Source organism: Shewanella sp. FDAARGOS_354 (genome assembly GCF_002209245.2).
Taxonomy (GTDB): domain Bacteria; phylum Pseudomonadota; class Gammaproteobacteria; order Enterobacterales; family Shewanellaceae; genus Shewanella; species Shewanella xiamenensis.
The window spans coordinates 1,947,857-1,965,781 of the sequence record NZ_CP022089.2 but is presented as its reverse complement, the minus strand read 5'-3'; the positions used below and the strand labels follow the sequence as shown (position 1 = coordinate 1,965,781).

Below are 17,925 nucleotides of genomic sequence, written 5' to 3'. Positions count from 1 at the left end.
ACTTTGACATAGTGCCTTTTTCATCGGAGGCACTATGAACCAAGAGCAAAAGCGCGCCCATTGGGCAACAGTTGTTGAGCAACAAAAACAAAGCACGCTTTCCATCAAGCAATTCTGTGCAGACAGCGGCATCAGTTATCAAACCTTCTACTATTGGTCTAAGCGATTGCGTTCTCCTGACGCAACGCAAACACTTCAGCCTATTATTTTCAATGAATATGAAGAGACGAAGGCTGAGTCGGTGATCATTACTTTTGCCAATGGTATTCGCGCTGAATTACCAACAACACTGAGTACCGCTCAGATCAAACACTGGGTGGATGCCTTGCAATGACTCCCTCCGGCAAGGTCTTTCTGGTCTCCGGTGTCACCGACATGCGAAAGTCTATCGATGGTCTGTCGCTCATTGTCGCCGAACAACTCGACATGGACCCGTTCAGCGAGGCCTGGTTTATATTCTGTAATCGCGGACGCGATAAACTCAAAATCTTGTTTTGGGATACCAACGGGTTTTGGCTTTACTATCGCCGTTTGGAGAACGGTACCTTCAAATGGCCTCGCCCGAATTCCCAGGGCGTGATTGTCATCAGCAAACCGCAACTTCACTGGTTGCTCTCTGGGCTGTCACTCGAGAACAACAAAGCCCATCGGCCTTTAAATGGGCTAGAAGTGTGATGCTAGACACTGATCGTAATTTTGCACTTGAACGATCCTTTTTAACCGTCACACTGGGCACCATACAATGCTGTAGATGATGCCCAGTGACCGACTACCCCGATGATATAGAACAACTCAAGGCCATGCTTCTTGCCAAGGATGCATTGTTGCAGGCCAAAGAGGAGGAAGTCGCCGCCCTCAAAACGCAGGTGCAATTGCTCGTTGAGCAGCTCAACCTCAGCAAATCCAAACGCTTCGCTGCCCAAAGCGAAAAAGTCGCCAAAGGAACGTTCAACGAAGCTGAACAGCAAAACGCGTTGCCTTCCTCACCTAAAGAGCGCAGAAAAACGGGTCGTAAACCGCTGCCTGCTGACCTTGAACGCGAGGTGCAAACCCATACCTTAAATGCGCCGTATTGCGACTGCTGTGATGCGCCTTTACATGAATGCGGTAAGGAAATCAGCGAAACCCTGAAAATCCTACCTCAGCGAGTGAGTGTCATTCGCCATGAGCGCACCAAATATGCTTGTCGCCACTGCGAGCAAACAGCCGAAACCAGCAAAGTGGTCACAGCTCCAAAACCGGCGAGTATGCTCCCTAAAAGCCTTGGCAGTGCCGAGGCCTTCGCCGCCGTGGTCACCGCCAAATACGTCGATGCACTGCCGCTCTACCGTCAGGTAGATATCCTGAACCGCTCGGGTATAGATATTAGTCGCGCCACCTTGGCCAACTGGTGTGTGCAGCTTGGCAGTAAAGTGCAGGTCATTATCGATGCAATGAAAGCGCAGCTCCTAAAAGAATCCCTCATCTGCGCCGATGAAACCACGGTGCAAGTGCTCAGAGAAGAAGACAGACAGGCCCAGTCCAAATCCTATATGTGGGTTTATCGCAGCGGCGAGTTCACCCCCAATCCCGTCGTCATCTACGACTATCACCCCAGCCGAGCAGGCGCTTGTGTGCGCGAATTCCTTGGTGATTACCATGGTTATCTGTTGTCAGATGGTTACAGTGCGTATGACACGGTAGACGGTGTCACTCAAGCCGCGTGCATGGCGCATGTGCGCCGCAAGTTCACCGATGCTCAAAAGGCATCCCCTTCGAAAAAGGCAGGGAAACCCGAAAAGGCCCTGGCCTTTATCGCCAAACTGTATGGGATAGAAAAGCGAGCCAAAACGCTGTCGGCCGAAGCCCGCCAACAGCTGAGGATGCAAGAAAGCCTCCCCATATTGAATGACTTCAAAGCGTGGCTCGATAGCCTGAATGTGCTGCCCAAAGGAGCATTAGGCCAGGCCATCACCTACACCAAGAATCAGTGGCCTAAGCTGCTGACCTACCTGGAAGATGGACATATCAGCATCGACAACAATGTGACAGAGCGGGATATCCGGCCGTTCACGACGGGGCGAAAAAACTGGATGTTCTCAACGTCAGTCGGTGGTGCGAAAGCCAGTGCCAATCTGTATAGCTTGGTCATGACGTGTCGGGCGAATGACATCAACCCCTATTATTACTTCCGGCACCTGTTCACGGAGTTGCCAAAGCGTTCAATCGCCGATGATATGTCGGATCTGATGCCATGGAATGTTGATCTCAGTGGAATTGAGTAGGGCTTCACTGGTTCATTAACCGCTTACATACATTCAGACACCTTATCTCTTGGCCCCATTTCATCACAGAACCGGTCACCATCATTATTTAACATGATTGCTCCGGCACCTCGTGCAGTCCCTGAAATAACCATTTTCCCTGCTGCTGCCGTTGGAAAGGCTTGAATTTCTTTTATATCAACAACCTCTGCACCTGCTTTGGGGGCAAAAGTTAGCGCATCTCCTACGTTACCTGGATTGTTTGTTGCATCGACTCCTTTCAAATCTGGGCGATATTTTGCCACTAGTTCATTATTTCGAGCAAAACCACCTGAAGCAATAATGACTGCTTTAGCTCCAAGTATATGTAGTTTCGAGTGTTTTCCTTGAACAAGGACGCCAGTGACAACCCCTTGTTTATCTTGTACTAACTGGATAACTTTACTATTTGTACGCGTTTCAATCCCGAGTTTCTTTGCTGTTTCTTTTAGGGTGTTAACGATTTCAGGACCTGATTTCGCCCCACCTGTAGGCCTATGTAAACGTTCAGCATTATGCCCCCCAGCACTTGATGCTGACGTTAAATCTGCTCCCATTGCTTGTAGCCAATCAATCCCAGCGCTGCCGTTTTCTGTCAAGATTTTAACGAGATTGGGGTTGTTTATGTTATGTCCACCTTTCATTGTATCTTCGTACCACAGTGCCTTACTGTCAGGATAGTTTTTAAGGGCTTGTGTGATTGTTTCTGCGGCAGACATTCCGCCTGCGGCTAACATGCTATTCCCTCCTATATAGGGTTGCTTTTCAAGAATAACGACATCTGCAACACCATGTTGCCTCGCTGAAATAGCCGCAGCATGTCCTGCTGCACCTGCTCCAATAACAACAACTTGGTGTTGTTCAACTGGAGCTTTTGCAAGGGCTGTATCAATCATTTCTTGAGTAACTTTAGGGAATTGATAGCTATCAAGAATGGGCTTGTCATCAGAAAAGGGGATTTTGAACTCATTCTTAAAAGAGTCGTGACAAGTTTGGCAGACGAATACCGGTTGTTTATGGCCCGAGTGGCAACTAGTACATGACACATCAATAAGGTGGCTATGGTGTGGGGATAGTTTTGTTTTTGATTTAGTAGCTAATTTATCCATAGTACCATGACAACTTTCACAGGACTTATTTTCATAACTTTCTGCATCATCAACTTTTATAGGCTTTGTGTGACATGATTGGCAATTATTGCCATTATCAATATGGAATTCTGATAACGTTTGTCCAAAACTAAATGTTGATATAAAAAAGCAGATATAGCTAACGGTAATAACTTGGTGTTAAACATTACTCTTACCTCTCTAGTGTTTTAATTCACATTCATCATTGCTTCAGGGGTGCATGTTGACAAAGCAAAAAAATTAATTTGTCAGAATAGAAAAATTCACTTAACACAAGGAGATGGCATGAGAGTTATACCTCCGATAAAATCGATTATTTATTTTGAGGCAGCAGCTAGACTGCAAAGTTTTAAACTTGCTGCAATGGAACTGAATGTTACGCCTGGTGCAATTAGCCATCAGATAAGTACGTTAGAAGATTTTATTGGTAAAAAAGTATTTGAAAGAGGTAGCAGGAAAGTTACTCTAACCTATTGTGGTTTAAGGTATTATTCTAGAATATCCATGATTTTGCAAAATATGGAAGAAGCTACGGTTGACCTGGGGATTGAAGGGAGTAAGCCAAAAATCAAAATAGCTATACCTCCTTCATTATTAAAGAATTGGCTTCTACCAAGGTTGGTAGATAACAAGCTAAAAGAGCTTAATCGTAGTGTTGAATTCATTGATACATTAGATTACCTTGAATTTTCTAAGTGTGATTTAGATCTGGCAATACGTTATGGCTACGACTCTTGGGATAATCTCTACTCAGTTTTTTTATTTCATGAAGAAATGATCCCAGTATGCCATCCTAATTATTTTAATTCTGATGTTCTTAGCTTTAATCAGGAGATTGTCGATAAACATACTTTGATTTTTACCAACAACCGTTTAGTTCAATGGGATATTGTCATGCAGTATTTTGGAGTAGAGCGAAAATCGAGCCAGAGTAAACTTATCTTTCAAAACTCTATTCAAGAGGGCGTTCAAAATTCTGTGTCAGGCTAATTTTTAAATTTCCAGCACGCTATCTAAACGTCCTTCAAAATAAATCGCTAACTGAGATAAACAAAGGCTCCAATTGTGGATTGGCATGGTCCATTTATCTGAGGCGTTTAATATGCCTGCGTAAAGTAGCTTCAACAAGCTATTTTCATTAGGAAAAGCACCTTTGGTTTTGGTGAGCTTTCTAAATTGGCGATGCACAGCCCTGAAGAATCCCCTGATGATTTACAAATAAATCATCAAATTAGAGTGGAAGCGCATCTTGTTGCATGATCAAATGGTTTCGCTAAAAACTACACTTGGACAACAAGATGCGCGAAGCCAATATCCTACAACATTCTTTACACCAATACTGCCCAGAACTTCACCTAAAACGATTAAACAGCTTGATGCTGGCCTCTAAGGCACTGATTGAATGTAAGACACTGACCTTGACTGAGTTAGGTCGAAATTTACCAACCACGGCCCGAACCAAGCACAACATCAAGCGCATTGATCGTTTGCTCGGCAACACGCATCTGCATCAAGAACGGTTAGCTGTCTACCAATGGCATGCCAGCCTCATCTGTTCTGGTAACCCTATGCCGATTGTGCTCGTCGATTGGTCAGACATCCGAGAGCATAAACGCATCATGGCTCTGCGCGCCTCAATAGCCTTCAATGGCCGCTCTATTACCCTGTATGAGAAGTCCTATCCCCTATCAGAACAATGCTCTAAGGCCTCCCACAACGGTTTTTTAGCGGACTTAGCCAAGATTTTACCTTTGCATGTTACCCCTCTCATCGTGACTGACGCGGGGTTCAAAGTGCCTTGGTACAAAGAGGTTGAGGCGCATGGTTGGTTTTGGCTAAGCCGTATTCGCGGTACAGTTCAATTTGCAGATATTGGCGCTGAAAATTGGCGTGCAGTTCGCAGTACACATGACTTGGCCAACGGTCAAGCGAAGAGCCTGGGTTGTAAGACCTTGACCAAAACTAACCCTATCAATTGCCATCTCACGCTTTATCGTAGCAAACCTAAGGGGCGTACAAATCAGCGTTCAACGAGGACTAATTGCCACCATCCATCGGCAAAAACGTACTCAACATCGGCGAAAGAGCCTTGGGTGTTAGCCAGCAATTTACCACCAGAATCTCGGAGCCCAAAGCAGCTGGTAAACCTGTACGCCAAACGTATGCAAATAGAGGAAACCTTTCGTGACCTCAAAAGCCCGGCATACGGCTTTGGCTTACGCCAAAGTCGTACCAACAGTCCAGAGCGATTCGACATCATCCTACTGATAGCGTTGATGGTTCAATGCCTGTTGTGGCTAGTTGGTTTACACGCACAGCAACAGGGCTGGGATAAGCATTTTCAGGCCAATACCATTGGGCATCGAACGGTACTCTCAACGATTCGCTTGGGATTGGAGGTGCTCAGGCGGCCTGATTATCAAATCACGGAGAAAGAATTGCTGGCGGCCTGGGTATTATTCGCCAATCAGTTGCTCAAATATGGCTATGCTATGGCTGATTTATGAGGGGATCCTTCAGTGCACAGCCTCAACCGCATTGGTCGTGTAAATCACTTTCCTGATATGTTCTGGGTACTTAAAATAATGGGACAAATTATGCCATTTGCGACGCCAAGAGTTGATTACCAGCGGATAAGCATCACCCCATTTGGCCTCCAGTTCGTCCAATGCCATCTCTGCGGCTTCTTTACTCACGGCTCGATACACAGGCTTTAAATCAGCCATAAACGCTTTCTGATTTTTTGAGGCGACATACTTCATTGAGTTGCGGATCTGGTGGATAACACATAGCTGTGTTTCCGTATGAGGGAAGATACTGGCTATGGCCTCAGGGAAACCGGTCAAACCGTCAACACAGGCGATAAGAATATCTTTTACACCACGATTATTAAGATCGGTCAGTACGGATAGCCAGTAATTAGCGCCTTCATTTTCGGACAAGTGAAGCCCTAAAATTTCCTTTTTTCCTTTCATATTAAGCGCTAACAATGTGTAAACGGCTTTACTGACGTAACGCCCATCCTCTTTGACTTTGTAATGTATCGCATCAAGCCAAACGATAGGATAATGGCTATCTAATGGGCGCTGTTGCCACGCTTTAAGTTCGGGGATGAGTTTGTCAGTGATAGCACTGACTGTTGCGTTAGACACATTGAGCCCATACATATCTTCAACATGTTGATTAATATCGCGATAGCTCATACCTATACTGAACATCGATAACACTTTACGTTCGATTTCATCGGTTAGCGTAGTTTGATTTTTCTTAATCAACTGAGGCTCAAAGGTGCCATTGCGGTCTCTAGGCGCGTCTAACTCAAAGTTACCGGACGGATACTTAATGGTCTTAGAGGTTTTGCCATTTTTACGATTAGGCTGAGGATCATGCGCTAAATGCTGCTCAAGCTCAGCCTGGAGAGCCGCTTCAGTGAGTTGCTTGATCAGTGGACCAAGAATGCTGTCTTTACCTGTGAGGCTTTTACCTGATTGCAGATCTTTAAGGGCTTGTTCGAAGTTAAAAGGTTGGGTCATGTGTCATTCCTGTTTTTGAATATTTTACTGAAATGACACAGAATTATGAACACTACCCTATTCAAGCAATAGAAGCTGCAATTCAAGGTGCTGGTATTGCTTATGTGAATCGAATTCTAGTCTCAAAAGAGTTGGCTAATGGACGTTTGATTAAGCCATTTGATATATATATGCCAAAACATAAATCTCCCGCGTATCATCTTGTCAGTACTTATGAGCATATGCAGGATGAATCAACATTTAAGCTATATCAAACCATTTTGGGTTTTGCTAAATCAGTTAAGGCTTAATGAGTTTGATGTCATAATTTTGTAGTTTTTTGAGATTAGAACGCTAAGATATTTTTATACTATTTAATGTAAGCGATGCTCATAGCATTTATGAGCTCGATTGATGTTTTTGTTAACCGAGCTCGCGGTGTTTTTATTTAGCTATTTACAACTTTAAATCCTTTAAAGCTTGATGCAGATAGAGACCCTTTCGAGGCTTCTTCTATATGTCCACTCCACCAGCTCATCATCGGGCGTCTTCTTTCCAAAAAGTCTGTCCTGTTATATGCAGTTCTAACTTGATTGGAGTCTACGTGTGCTAATGCCGATTCAATCAAATCTGGTTCAAAACCCTGTTCATTTAATGTTGTACTGGCTAGAGATCGTAAGCCATGACTGACAAGTCGGTTTGCAAACCCCATACGTTTTAATGCCATATTTGCAGTTTGGCTATTGCAGTGCTCTAGAGGATTGCGATCTGAAGGGAAAACATAAGGCCGATGTCCACTAATAGGCTTCATTGTCTCAAGAAGTGCCAACATTTGCTCTGTCAGTGGGATTGTGTGAACTCGTCTTTTTTTCATTTTCTCAGCTGGAATAGTCCAAGTTTTTTCTTCGAAATTAAACTCATCCCAACGTGTCGAGGCGGCTTCAGAAGGTCTAGTCATAGTGTGTAATTGCCATTCAATTAGGCAACGAGTTGTACGTTTGATGGAGGCATTTGCTAGGGCTAACATTAGCTCAGGTAATTCTTCAGGTTTTAGGGTTGCCATATTTTCTTTTACCGGTTTTTTGAAACCAGCTTTTACTCCAACAAGTGGATTGGCAAAAATTAGGCCGCAGTTAACAGCAAATACCATGACTTCATTTAGGCGTTGAGTGAGCCTTTTCACTGTTTCCAAACTGCCTGAAGCCTCTATAGGGCGAAAAAGCTCAATAATCATCGGTGATGTGATTTTTGATATGGGCATATCTTTGAGTTTGGGGAATACGTGACGCTCAAATGAGCGCCATATATCTGTTGCGTAATCAGTTGTTACACTGTGTTTTTTGGTCTCAATCCACTGAGATGCGACATTAAACAAGGTATGTTCGGTAATACTTTGTTCTTCTAATCGCTTTTGGCTTCGATGCTCTTTGGGATCAATTCCTTGAGCAACCAATGCTCGATTTTCGAGAGTCAATTGCCTTGCTTGAGCTAAAGATATTTCGGGGTAAGTACCCAATCCAATATTGATACGCGCTTTGGTTGTTGGATGACGATAGTTAAAGTTCCAAAGTTTAGACCCATTACATCTGACTCTGAGTTGCAGTCCATCCCCATCCGATAAGACCTTATCCTTGTCATCGGGTTTGATTGATTTGATTTCCTTATCACTAAGACGAGTCGCTCTGGCACACATAGACTATCTCCAAACCGTTTTGGTATTCCAAATAATAGCGACATTTCGCTTGGAATACCATTTGGAATACCAGAGTATATGGCAGTTAATGGACGTCTATGGATAATAATGTATTGTAAGTCATTGATTTTATATTGTTTAAGGCAAGAAAAAAGACGTCCTGAGACGTCTTCGTTCTTATATTTGGTGGAGGCGGCGGGACTTGAACCCGCGTCCAGAAAACCTACATCCAAGGCGCTACATGCTTAGTCTTTCTATTGTTTAACCGTTTGAACTCCGAAAGACAGGATCCCAAACGGTGAGTCCGGTACTGTTTCGCGGTTCACCCCCGGACAGGGTTCCCTCGCTAGCACGATGTGAGATGACCATCAAATCCACTGCCCATGTGCGAAGCGTGTGGTAGATGGCTAGCGGCATTAAGCGGCTAGAGCGTAGTTATCGTCGTTTGCAACTATAACTTTGCGGCTTTTAACGAGGCCAACCGCCCCTCGGCATGCTCCCAGGGTTTCGTGAATCCTGTCGAATCCAGAATCGCCCCCAAGAAAGTTGATTGTAACTCGTAGCGTAAAGATAACCTAGTATCATTTGCTGCAAGTTCAATCGTTTGTTCATTATCCGCGCGTTTTTTCCTTTTTCATTACGCGGGCTTTTTCGACTTCCCATTCGCGCGCTTTAGTATCTTCACGCTTGTCGTGATCTTTTTTACCTTTACCTAGGCCGATTTCCACTTTGACCCAAGCCCCTTTACGCCAGTACATTGAGATAGGGATAATCGAGTAGCCTTGGCGTTCCACTAAACCTGCTAATTTGTCCAACTCTTTACGACTTAACAGTAATTTTTTGAGTCGTATAGGGTCGCACACCACATGGGTAGAGGCGGTATTGAGCGGAATAATGGTACAGCCGTGCATAAAGGCTTCGCCATTTTTCAGGAAGACGTAGCAGTCCGATAGGTTCACTTTACCCATGCGGATAGACTTCACTTCCCATCCCATGAGGGATAGGCCGGCTTCCATTTTTTCTTCGAAACGGTATTCGAAGGTTGCGCGCTTATTACGTGCGATTGTCGCAGGCGCGGCTTTTTTTGAGTTTTTCTTTACCATAGTGGCGCCATTATACGCACGGTGAATCAATTTGAAATGGATATAAGGGTTTATTTGAGCTATTTCAAGCCTTCATTAGTTTGTTGCTGGTTTTTTATACGGTTTTGGCGGTGTCATCATAGGGATATGTGAGGGGTGCGTTTTTTAAGTATCGTGGTAGAATCCAAACCAATTTTTGTTAGCTTCCCTAGAGATTAGGGCGCGCGGAGTTCGCTTGAGACAGCGTGTTTACTTAGATTGAGAGTGCCAAGCTTTATGCCGCAAATTTCTCGAAGTGTGTTAGTTCGTTTTAGTGCGATGCAAATGTATGATTTAGTCAATGATGTTGAGTCGTACAAAGAGTTTTTACCCGGTTGTGTTGGCGGTAAAGTGCTTGAGTTTGATGGTAAAACCATGGTGGCCTCGGTCGATGTGAGTAAGGCGGGGATCCGTAAGACCTTTACCACGCGCAATCAGGTGGTGCCGGGAAAGAGTATCGAGTTAAGACTTGAAAATGGGCCTTTTAAACACTTATTCGGCCAGTGGCGTTTTACCGAGTTGACTGAAGATGCCTGTAAGGTGGAGTTCGATTTAAATTTCGAGTTTTCCAGCTCATTGGTCGATATGGCTTTTGGTAAAGTGTTTAATGATCTTATGGTGTCAATGGTGACGGCATTTACCAGCCGCGCTAAGGTAATTTACAGTGACAAATGAAGCAGATAAGTTCGTCGTCGATGTTATTTATGCGCTGCCGACTCAGCAGAAGGTGATTTCGGTTAGCGTATTGCCCGGCACGAGCGCGATTGACATAGTGCGTCAGAGCAATATGGTGAGTTTTTTCCCTGAGATTGATTTAGAAACGGTAAAGCTTGGGGTGTTTAGCAATGTGATTAAGCATGACCAAGTGATTTTACCTGGGCAGCGAGTAGAGATTTATCGCCCGTTGATTGCCGATCCTAAGGATGTGCGCCGTCGCCGTGCCGATAAGGCCAAGGATGAAGGTCGTGCCAATAAAGTGACCGGTGGACGGGTGTCTTAATCTGTCTGCAACACCAGCACACAAAAAAAGCGCCATGGGCGCTTTTTGTTTTTAAGGTAAGTGTTAAACCAGTGTACTTACTTGATTGGCTTTTGAACTTGCGCTTCGGTTTGATTTTCTTTCACTAATGGCTTTTCATCTGGGCGCTGTGCTGGCACCTGCGGCGCAGATTCTGCGGTGTTTACCATCGGCAACTTACTTTGCTCAAGCGGCGTATTAAACTCTGGGCTTAATTCATAGTCGCCCTTCACTAAGCTTAATTTGTTGCCAGTAAAGTGCAGGATCAGTTCTTTGTGGGTAATGCTCGCATCACGGCCACTCTTATAGTGGTACACATAATACCAAGTGTCATCGGCAAAGCTGTCACGCAGTACTGGGCGACCAAGAATGTATTCGGCCTGCTCTTTGGTCATGTCGATACGCAACTTTTCAACCTGTTGCGGCTCCATGTAGTTGCCTTGCGGAATATCGGGCTTATAGATCAGCCAATCAAACACGCTACAGGCACTGAGCGAAACTGAGAGCGCAATGGCACTCAGCAGGGTAAGACTTTGCTTTTTATTGATCATTGTATGCGCTACTTCTGAAAATCTGGCGGCCATCATACCCAAGCAGTCCCCCCTATGACAAGGGTAATTGGGCGTTGCGGCGCTTATCGTTGCAATTGTGTGAGTTTTCGACCTAAGCGGCTGGCTTTAGTTCGCTGTGTGTGAAGATTTTTATCATGGACACTGATTTACGGCGATTGTTACCTGTATCGCTTTTTGTTTTATATGTACCGTGTAGGGCGGTAATTAGGTCAGAAAATTTTACCAAATGCAGTATTGTGCTGTGGCATTGTTAGCTGAATGTGGGTAGAGTTGTGAAAGTTTTTTGTTTTGATGATCTTAGTGATGGTATTGGTTTTAGAGAGCGTTATTTCAGCGCTTGAATTTATGTATTAATCCGCCGAGATCGCCTTTTTAGGAGAGACCATTGGGATCACTCGTTTGTGTGGGGACGGGGTTACAGCTCGCGGGGCAAATTAGCGTATTAAGCCGCAGCTATATTGAACATGCCGATATTGTATTTTCACTCTTACCCGACGGTTTCTCGCAGCGTTGGTTGACGAAGCTCAACCCCAATGTCATCAATTTGCAGCAGTTTTATGCGCAAAATGGTGAAGTTAAAAATCGCCGAGACACCTACGAGCAAATGGTCAATGCCATTCTAGATGCGGTGAGAGCGGGTAAAAAAACTGTGTGTGCACTCTATGGTCATCCGGGCGTGTTTGCCTGTGTATCCCATATGGCGATAACTCGCGCCAAGGCCGAAGGGTTTTCGGCCAAGATGGAGCCGGGGATTTCGGCCGAAGCTTGCCTGTGGGCCGACTTAGGGATTGACCCTGGCAACTCCGGGCATCAAAGCTTTGAAGCCAGCCAGTTTATGTTTTTCAACCATGTGCCCGATCCCACCACCCACTTATTACTCTGGCAAATCGCGATTGCGGGTGAACATACTCTAACCCAATTTCATACCTCGAGTGATAGATTGCAGATCCTCGTGGAGCAGTTAAATCAATGGTACCCGCTCGAGCATGAGGTGGTCATATACGAAGCGGCCAATTTGCCAATCCAAGCCCCGCGTATCGAGCGTTTACCTTTAGCGAATTTACCCCAAGCACACTTAACACTGAAGAATCCCCTGATGATTTACAAATAAATCATCAAATTAGAGTGGAAGCGCATCTTGTTGCATGATCAAATGGTTTCGCTAAAAACTACACTTGGACAACAAGATGCGCGAAGCCAATATCCTACAACATTCTTTACACCAATACTGCCCAGAACTTCACCTAAAACGATTAAACAGCTTGATGCTGGCCTCTAAGGCGCTGATTGAATGTAAGACACTGACCTTGACTGAGTTAGGTCGAAATTTACCAACCACGGCCCGAACCAAGCACAACATCAAGCGCATTGATCGTTTGCTCGGCAACACGCATCTGCATCAAGAACGGTTAGCTGTCTACCAATGGCATGCCAGCCTCATCTGTTCTGGTAACCCTATGCCGATTGTGCTCGTCGATTGGTCAGACATCCGAGAGCATAAACGCATCATGGCTCTGCGCGCCTCAATAGCCTTCAATGGCCGCTCTATTACCCTGTATGAGAAGTCCTATCCCCTATCAGAACAATGCTCTAAGGCCTCCCACAACGGTTTTTTAGCGGACTTAGCCAAGATTTTACCTTTGCATGTTACCCCTCTCATCGTGACTGACGCGGGGTTCAAAGTGCCTTGGTACAAAGAGGTTGAGGCGCATGGTTGGTTTTGGCTAAGCCGTATTCGCGGTACAGTTCAATTTGCAGATATTGGCGCTGAAAATTGGCGTGCAGTTCGCAGTACACATGACTTGGCCAACGGTCAAGCGAAGAGCCTGGGTTGTAAGACCTTGACCAAAACTAACCCTATCAATTGCCATCTCACGCTTTATCGTAGCAAACCTAAGGGGCGTACAAATCAGCGTTCAACGAGGACTAATTGCCACCATCCATCGGCAAAAACGTACTCAACATCGGCGAAAGAGCCTTGGGTGTTAGCCAGCAATTTACCACCAGAATCTCGGAGCCCAAAGCAGCTGGTAAACCTGTACGCCAAACGTATGCAAATAGAGGAAACCTTTCGTGACCTCAAAAGCCCGGCATACGGCTTTGGCTTACGCCAAAGTCGTACCAACAGTCCAGAGCGATTCGACATCATCCTACTGATAGCGTTGATGGTTCAATGCCTGTTGTGGCTAGTTGGTTTACACGCACAGCAACAGGGCTGGGATAAGCATTTTCAGGCCAATACCATTGGGCATCGAACGGTACTCTCAACGATTCGCTTGGGATTGGAGGTACTCAGGCGGCCTGATTATCAAATCACGGAGAAAGAATTGCTGGCGGCCTGGGTATTATTCGCCAATCAGTTGCTCAAATATGGCTATGCTATGGCTGATTTATGAGGGGATCCTTCAGCACTTAACACCGATTAGTACGTTGTTAATTCCGCCAGCAAAAAAGCTGGAGTACAACTATGCTATTTTGGCTAAGTTAGGGATCGGTCCCGAAGATTTGGGCTAAATTGAAGTGTGATATTGAGTCATTATTAACAATAAGGAGAAAACATGTTTGCATTATCGGATTTTTTTACCCAGTTAGGCCAAGATGCGCAGTTAATGGAAGACTATAAGCAGAATCCCGAGGCGGTGATGCGTGCCCACGGATTAACTGATGAAGAAATTAACGCTGTAATGACTGGGGATATGGAAAAGCTCAAAACGTTAAGTGGCGACCAAGACTATCAAGCCTTCTTATTAGTGAATCATGGTAATAATTAACTTATCTTGAAACGGTTGCGTTGTGCCCTATTAGCCATCTTTGCTTTGTGTTCGACAGCGTTGATGGCTAAATCTATCGATTTTGATCAGGCACTCAATGAGCTTGATGTATTACTGCAATCTGATCTTAGCACTGCGCAGAAAAAACTGGCCGAATATGAGACCGCATTTAGCAGCTTAACCCCGACACAAAAAGGCAGACTAAGAATTGACAGAGCCATTAGCTATATTTTTGTCAGTGAATATGCCAAAGCGTTAGACGATCTGCATCAGGCCGAAACCTTAATCACAAATTCTGAGTTATTAGCATCGGTTTATAGTTATAAAGCCACGGTTTATATAGGGATGCGCGACTATGATAAAGCCTTATCGGCTGTCGCCAAAGCATTAGCCCTAGTGGTGAATATCGATGATGTTACGATTAAACGTCACTCCTATCTAAGAATTGCCAATATTTATTCCGAAATGGATGCTTATAGCGATATGGGCCTCTATGCCAATAAGGTGTTACAACTCGCTCAGGAAACCGATGTTCGCGATATTTGCCATGCCAAATTGCTGCGGGCGATTTACTTGCTCGGTGTGAAAAATCCCGACGCCTTCGATGCCTTCGAAGATAGCCGTCAATATTGTGATGCGAAGCAATTTCCACTTCTGGCGATTATTTCGATGAAAGGCAAAGGGATGGTTTTGCAGGAGCGAGGTGACTATTTAGGCGCGAGAGCGATTTTGCTATTAGCGTTAAAAGGGTATGAAGCTTTTCAATTTCAATTAGAAATCAGCCATGTGCATGCACTACTTGCAGAAAATTACTTTGCAACGGGTGAACTGGTGCAAGCAAAAAGTCACGCAGTTAAGGTGCTCACATTTCCCGATGATAATAGTTATATCGAACATAAGCATATTGCCTACAAAGTGTTTGCCGAGTTGATGGCGGCGGATAAACAATTTGAACAAGCCTATGAATACTCCAGAAAAGAGCAACATTATAATCAACTGATTTTTGATGAGTCGAGGATGAAAACCCTTGCTTATCAGGCGGCTAAGTTTAATGCCGATGAGCAGGCGCGTGAAATCAACTTGCTGAATAAAGAGCGCGAACTTTACATCGCTCAGCAAACGGTAAAAGAGCGCGAGTACACTAATATGCTGATGTTTATCACGATATTAGTGGGCGGGCTGTTTTTCCTCGCGATTTTGTTAGTCGTGGGCAATTTGCAAAAACGGCGTTTTATGCGCATGGCCAGAATGGATGCATTGACGGGCGTGCTTAACCGTGGAGCAGGGCAAGATCTGGGCGAAAATCTATTTGTGCAAGCCGCTGCCCGAGGGGGCGATTTTTGCGTGATTTTATTCGACTTAGACCATTTTAAACGGATTAATGATTCCTACGGCCATGGAACGGGTGACTGGGCGCTGAAAAAAGTCGTGGAAGTATTAAAACCCCATGTGCGCAATGGTGATGTGTTTGCCCGGATTGGCGGTGAGGAATTTGCGCTATTCTTGCCTTACGCCAGTGAATCTAAGGGGATGGAAGTTGCCGAACAATGCCGAAGCCGAATTGAAGCCATTGATACGCATCTGTCGGGGCATAAATTTACTATCACCGCGAGCTTTGGGGTCAGCGGCATGACAACAGAAGACTTAAGCCTAGACCCTCTACTACACCGTGCCGATATGGCACTGTATGCCGCAAAATCCAATGGTCGTAACAGTGTATTCTGTTATGAGGACGCTTTAGCCTCCGATAAACGCGCCACCAATATTACCAGCCAGTTGGTAAGGCCGTAGGGGGTAGAGTTGTATTGTCTGTGTAACTGACTGTTTAGGTTAATGTAACGCGTTTTTTTTCTTTCGCTGTTTCGGTTATTTCTTGCGTTTTCTCGATGATTTTTAGGTCAATTTTTCACACTTTTTCCTGCATAACTAGAGTATGATTGCCAGCGGTAGCCGAAGCTTTTTCGCTTAAGGTCATACCCCTATTTTTGCCTTTCGCTAACATTGTGGAGCCCTAATGGAAGAGTCGAGTCTGCTCACTTCTGTACTGTTATTTTTATTGGCCGCGGTGATTTTTGTACCCTTGGGCAAACGTTTTGGCGCAGGACCTATTCTGTCTTACCTCGCTGCTGGGGTGATTTTAGGGCCTGGCGGCATGGCGCTGGTGTCTGATCCCGCCGCCGTGCTGCATTTTGCCGAGCTGGGTGTGGTACTGATGCTGTTTGTGCTCGGGCTTGAACTCAATCCGAGCAAGTTATGGGAGCTGCGCAGCGCCATCTTTGGTCTCGGTAGTGGTCAGTTACTCCTTTCTTGGGCGGCAATTGGCGGTTTAGCTTGGGGATTTGGCTTATCCATTGAGGCAGCATTAGTGGTTGGCGCGGCGTTATCCTTGTCATCGACGGCTTTTGCGGTGCAGTTGATGAGCGAACATAGACTACTGACCACCCCGCTGGGCCGCGATGCCTTTGGTGTGTTGTTAATGCAAGATCTCGCCGTGATCCCCATGTTGTTATTAACCGCTTATCTTGCACCTAATTCGGCCCAGATTGAGCACCATGCGGTGCCTTGGTATTGGACCTGTGTGGCCTTAGTGGGCTTTGTGTTGGTGGGCAAATATCTGTTGCCGCGGGTACTTAAACTTGTTGCCAGTAGCGGCGTTCGTGAGGTGTTAACCGCCTTTGCATTATTGCTGGTGATGGGCAGCGCCGAATTGATGGAGTGGCTGGGGCTATCGGCGGGTATGGGGGCGTTTTTAGCCGGAATTATGCTGGCGAACTCCAGCTACCGACATCAGCTCGAAACCGATATCGAGCCTTTTAAGGGCTTACTGCTTGGGCTGTTTTTTATGGCGGTCGGCATGAGTATGGATCTCAAGCTGTTTTTAACCGATCCCTTACTTATCCTCGCGATTTTACTGGGCATGCTGCTGATTAAGACCCTAGTGCTAATGCTGCTTGGCCGTTTACGGCACCATACATGGCGCCCGAGTATTGCCCTAGGGCTTATCTTGGCAGAGGGCGGTGAGTTTGCCTTTGTGTTGTTATCGCAGGCGCAATTATCCAGCATAGTGGATGATAAAATCGCCCAAATATTAGTGCTCGCCATTGGTTTATCCATGGCAGTCACGCCGATGATTTTCACGCTTTTTAGAGCCACTAAACCTAAGGTGGTGGATACTCGTTTACCCGATACCATTAATGTGACTGAATCTGAGGTGGTGATCGCCGGATTTGGACGGGTGGGGCAGATCACTGGGCGGATTTTAGCGTCATCGGGTATTCCGTTTGTGGCCTTAGATAAGGATGCCAGCCATGTGGATGTGATCCGCAAATACGGTGGTGAGGTCTATTTTGGCGATGCCAGACGCTTAGATATGTTGATGTCGGCGGGAATTGCGCGCTCGCGCTTGTTGCTGCTGGCCGTTGATAATGTTGAGGATTCGATTGAAATTGCCCAACAGGTGAAAACCCATTTCCCCCATATCAATATTGTTGCTCGGGCGCGGGACCGTAACCATGCCTATCGATTAATGAGCCTTGGGGTGACTGATGTGTTCCGTGAAACCTTTGGTTCGGCTTTATCTGCCAGTGAGAAGATTTTGCAGGGCTTAGGTTTATCACAGGTGCAGGCCAATGAAAGGGTGAAGATTTTTGCCGAGCACGATAAAAAGCTGGTGATCGCCAGTGCTGCCCATCAACATGATTTAGCCAAGCTGATTGATTTATCCAATAAGGGGAAAGCTGAGTTGGAGTCGCTGATGCGTGGCGACCGGGAAAACGTTAGTTAAGTCTGCCAGCTAAAACAACAAGAGAGCCAATGGGCTCTCTTG

Annotated in this window: 16 protein-coding genes, 1 other RNA gene and 3 pseudogenes; 13 read left to right on the top strand and 7 right to left on the bottom strand. The window is 45.5% G+C overall.

Annotated features, from left to right (window positions below; translation table 11 throughout):
• Positions 1–34: 34 nt before the first annotated feature.
• The 3 genes from tnpA (at position 35) to tnpC (ending at position 2,264) form a co-directional block, all read left to right on the top strand.
• The gene (gene tnpA / locus CEQ32_RS08835; RefSeq protein WP_088585869.1) at positions 35–334 is read left to right on the top strand and encodes an IS66 family insertion sequence element accessory protein TnpA; all 300 of its coding nucleotides are present in this window, start codon (positions 35–37) and stop codon (positions 332–334) included.
• Positions 335–375: 41 nt separating this feature from the next.
• On the top strand, positions 376–675 hold the full coding sequence (gene tnpB, locus CEQ32_RS08830; RefSeq protein ID WP_164717892.1) for an IS66 family insertion sequence element accessory protein TnpB: 300 nt from the start codon (positions 376–378) through the stop codon (positions 673–675).
• 86 nt (positions 676–761) lie between these two features.
• Entirely contained in the window at positions 762–2,264 is a 1,503-nt protein-coding gene (gene tnpC / locus CEQ32_RS08825; protein ID WP_088585867.1) for an IS66 family transposase, read from the top strand.
• Between the two features lie 23 nt (positions 2,265–2,287).
• Here tnpC and CEQ32_RS08820 read toward each other — a convergent pair whose 3' ends face one another.
• Positions 2,288–3,451: a flavocytochrome c gene (locus tag CEQ32_RS08820; RefSeq protein WP_240200021.1), complete on the bottom strand. Its 1,164-nt coding sequence runs from the start codon at positions 3,449–3,451 to the stop codon at positions 2,288–2,290.
• 246 nt (positions 3,452–3,697) lie between these two features.
• Here CEQ32_RS08820 and CEQ32_RS08815 point away from each other — a divergent pair, with 246 nt between their 5' ends.
• Positions 3,698–4,402: a LysR family transcriptional regulator gene (locus CEQ32_RS08815; protein WP_226871895.1), complete on the top strand. Its 705-nt coding sequence runs from the start codon at positions 3,698–3,700 to the stop codon at positions 4,400–4,402.
• 3 nt (positions 4,403–4,405) lie between these two features.
• Here the strand turns inward: CEQ32_RS08815 and CEQ32_RS08810 are convergent.
• Positions 4,406–4,603, bottom strand: a pseudogene (locus CEQ32_RS08810) (hypothetical protein); the annotation flags it as partial.
• A 107-nt stretch (positions 4,604–4,710) separates the two neighbouring features.
• On the opposite strand from CEQ32_RS08810, the gene CEQ32_RS08805 reads away from it, so the two are divergent.
• Complete coding sequence (locus CEQ32_RS08805; RefSeq protein WP_001206290.1) at positions 4,711–5,919, top strand: IS4-like element IS10A family transposase; 1,209 nt, start codon at positions 4,711–4,713, stop codon at positions 5,917–5,919.
• Between the two features lie 12 nt (positions 5,920–5,931).
• Here CEQ32_RS08805 and CEQ32_RS08800 read toward each other — a convergent pair.
• A pseudogene (locus CEQ32_RS08800) lies at positions 5,932–6,945 on the bottom strand (IS256-like element ISSod4 family transposase); the annotation flags it as partial.
• A gap of 32 nt (positions 6,946–6,977) precedes the next feature.
• On the opposite strand from CEQ32_RS08800, the gene CEQ32_RS08795 reads away from it, so the two are divergent.
• Positions 6,978–7,235 carry a hypothetical protein gene (locus tag CEQ32_RS08795; protein ID WP_181159895.1) on the top strand — a complete coding sequence of 86 codons (258 nt, stop codon included), beginning with the start codon at positions 6,978–6,980 and terminating at the stop codon, positions 7,233–7,235.
• A gap of 137 nt (positions 7,236–7,372) precedes the next feature.
• Here CEQ32_RS08795 and CEQ32_RS08790 read toward each other — a convergent pair whose 3' ends face one another.
• The 3 genes from CEQ32_RS08790 to smpB all read right to left on the bottom strand — a co-directional run bounded on the left by CEQ32_RS08790 (position 7,373) and on the right by smpB (position 9,720).
• Entirely contained in the window at positions 7,373–8,617 is a 1,245-nt protein-coding gene (locus tag CEQ32_RS08790; RefSeq protein WP_088585866.1) for an integrase domain-containing protein, read from the bottom strand.
• Positions 8,618–8,801: 184 nt separating this feature from the next.
• Positions 8,802–9,156: a transfer-messenger RNA gene (gene ssrA, locus CEQ32_RS08785) on the bottom strand.
• 72 nt (positions 9,157–9,228) lie between these two features.
• The gene (gene smpB, locus CEQ32_RS08780; protein ID WP_011071661.1) at positions 9,229–9,720 is read right to left on the bottom strand and encodes an SsrA-binding protein SmpB; all 492 of its coding nucleotides are present in this window, start codon (positions 9,718–9,720) and stop codon (positions 9,229–9,231) included.
• Between the two features lie 255 nt (positions 9,721–9,975).
• Between smpB and CEQ32_RS08775 the strand changes: the two genes are divergently transcribed.
• Together CEQ32_RS08775 and CEQ32_RS08770 are read left to right on the top strand one after the other, a co-directional pair.
• Complete coding sequence (locus CEQ32_RS08775) at positions 9,976–10,413, top strand: type II toxin-antitoxin system RatA family toxin (RefSeq protein ID WP_011623526.1); 438 nt, start codon at positions 9,976–9,978, stop codon at positions 10,411–10,413.
• A complete protein-coding gene (locus CEQ32_RS08770; protein ID WP_037415988.1) occupies positions 10,403–10,738 on the top strand; it encodes an RnfH family protein in 336 nt (111 codons plus the stop codon). Before CEQ32_RS08775 ends, CEQ32_RS08770 begins: the two co-directional genes overlap by 11 nt.
• A gap of 77 nt (positions 10,739–10,815) precedes the next feature.
• On the opposite strand, the gene CEQ32_RS08765 is transcribed toward CEQ32_RS08770, so the two are convergent.
• Positions 10,816–11,307 (bottom strand): outer membrane protein assembly factor BamE, encoded by a 492-nt coding sequence (locus CEQ32_RS08765; RefSeq protein ID WP_037416135.1) that lies wholly within the window; start codon positions 11,305–11,307, stop codon positions 10,816–10,818.
• A gap of 406 nt (positions 11,308–11,713) precedes the next feature.
• Here CEQ32_RS08765 and CEQ32_RS08760 point away from each other — a divergent pair.
• The 5 genes and pseudogenes from CEQ32_RS08760 to CEQ32_RS08740 all read left to right on the top strand — a co-directional run.
• Positions 11,714–12,430, top strand: a pseudogene (locus CEQ32_RS08760) (SAM-dependent methyltransferase); the annotation flags it as partial.
• An 85-nt stretch (positions 12,431–12,515) separates the two neighbouring features.
• Positions 12,516–13,724 carry an IS4-like element IS10A family transposase gene (locus CEQ32_RS08755; protein ID WP_001206290.1) on the top strand — a complete coding sequence of 403 codons (1,209 nt, stop codon included), beginning with the start codon at positions 12,516–12,518 and terminating at the stop codon, positions 13,722–13,724.
• Positions 13,725–13,886: 162 nt separating this feature from the next.
• Complete coding sequence (locus tag CEQ32_RS08750; RefSeq protein WP_047538087.1) at positions 13,887–14,099, top strand: hypothetical protein; 213 nt, start codon at positions 13,887–13,889, stop codon at positions 14,097–14,099.
• Positions 14,100–14,162: 63 nt separating this feature from the next.
• Entirely contained in the window at positions 14,163–15,890 is a 1,728-nt protein-coding gene (locus tag CEQ32_RS08745) for a GGDEF domain-containing protein (protein ID WP_088585865.1), read from the top strand.
• A 223-nt stretch (positions 15,891–16,113) separates the two neighbouring features.
• Positions 16,114–17,883, top strand: coding sequence for a monovalent cation:proton antiporter-2 (CPA2) family protein (locus tag CEQ32_RS08740; protein ID WP_037425544.1), 1,770 nt, complete (start codon positions 16,114–16,116; stop codon positions 17,881–17,883).
• Positions 17,884–17,925 lie beyond the last annotated feature (42 nt).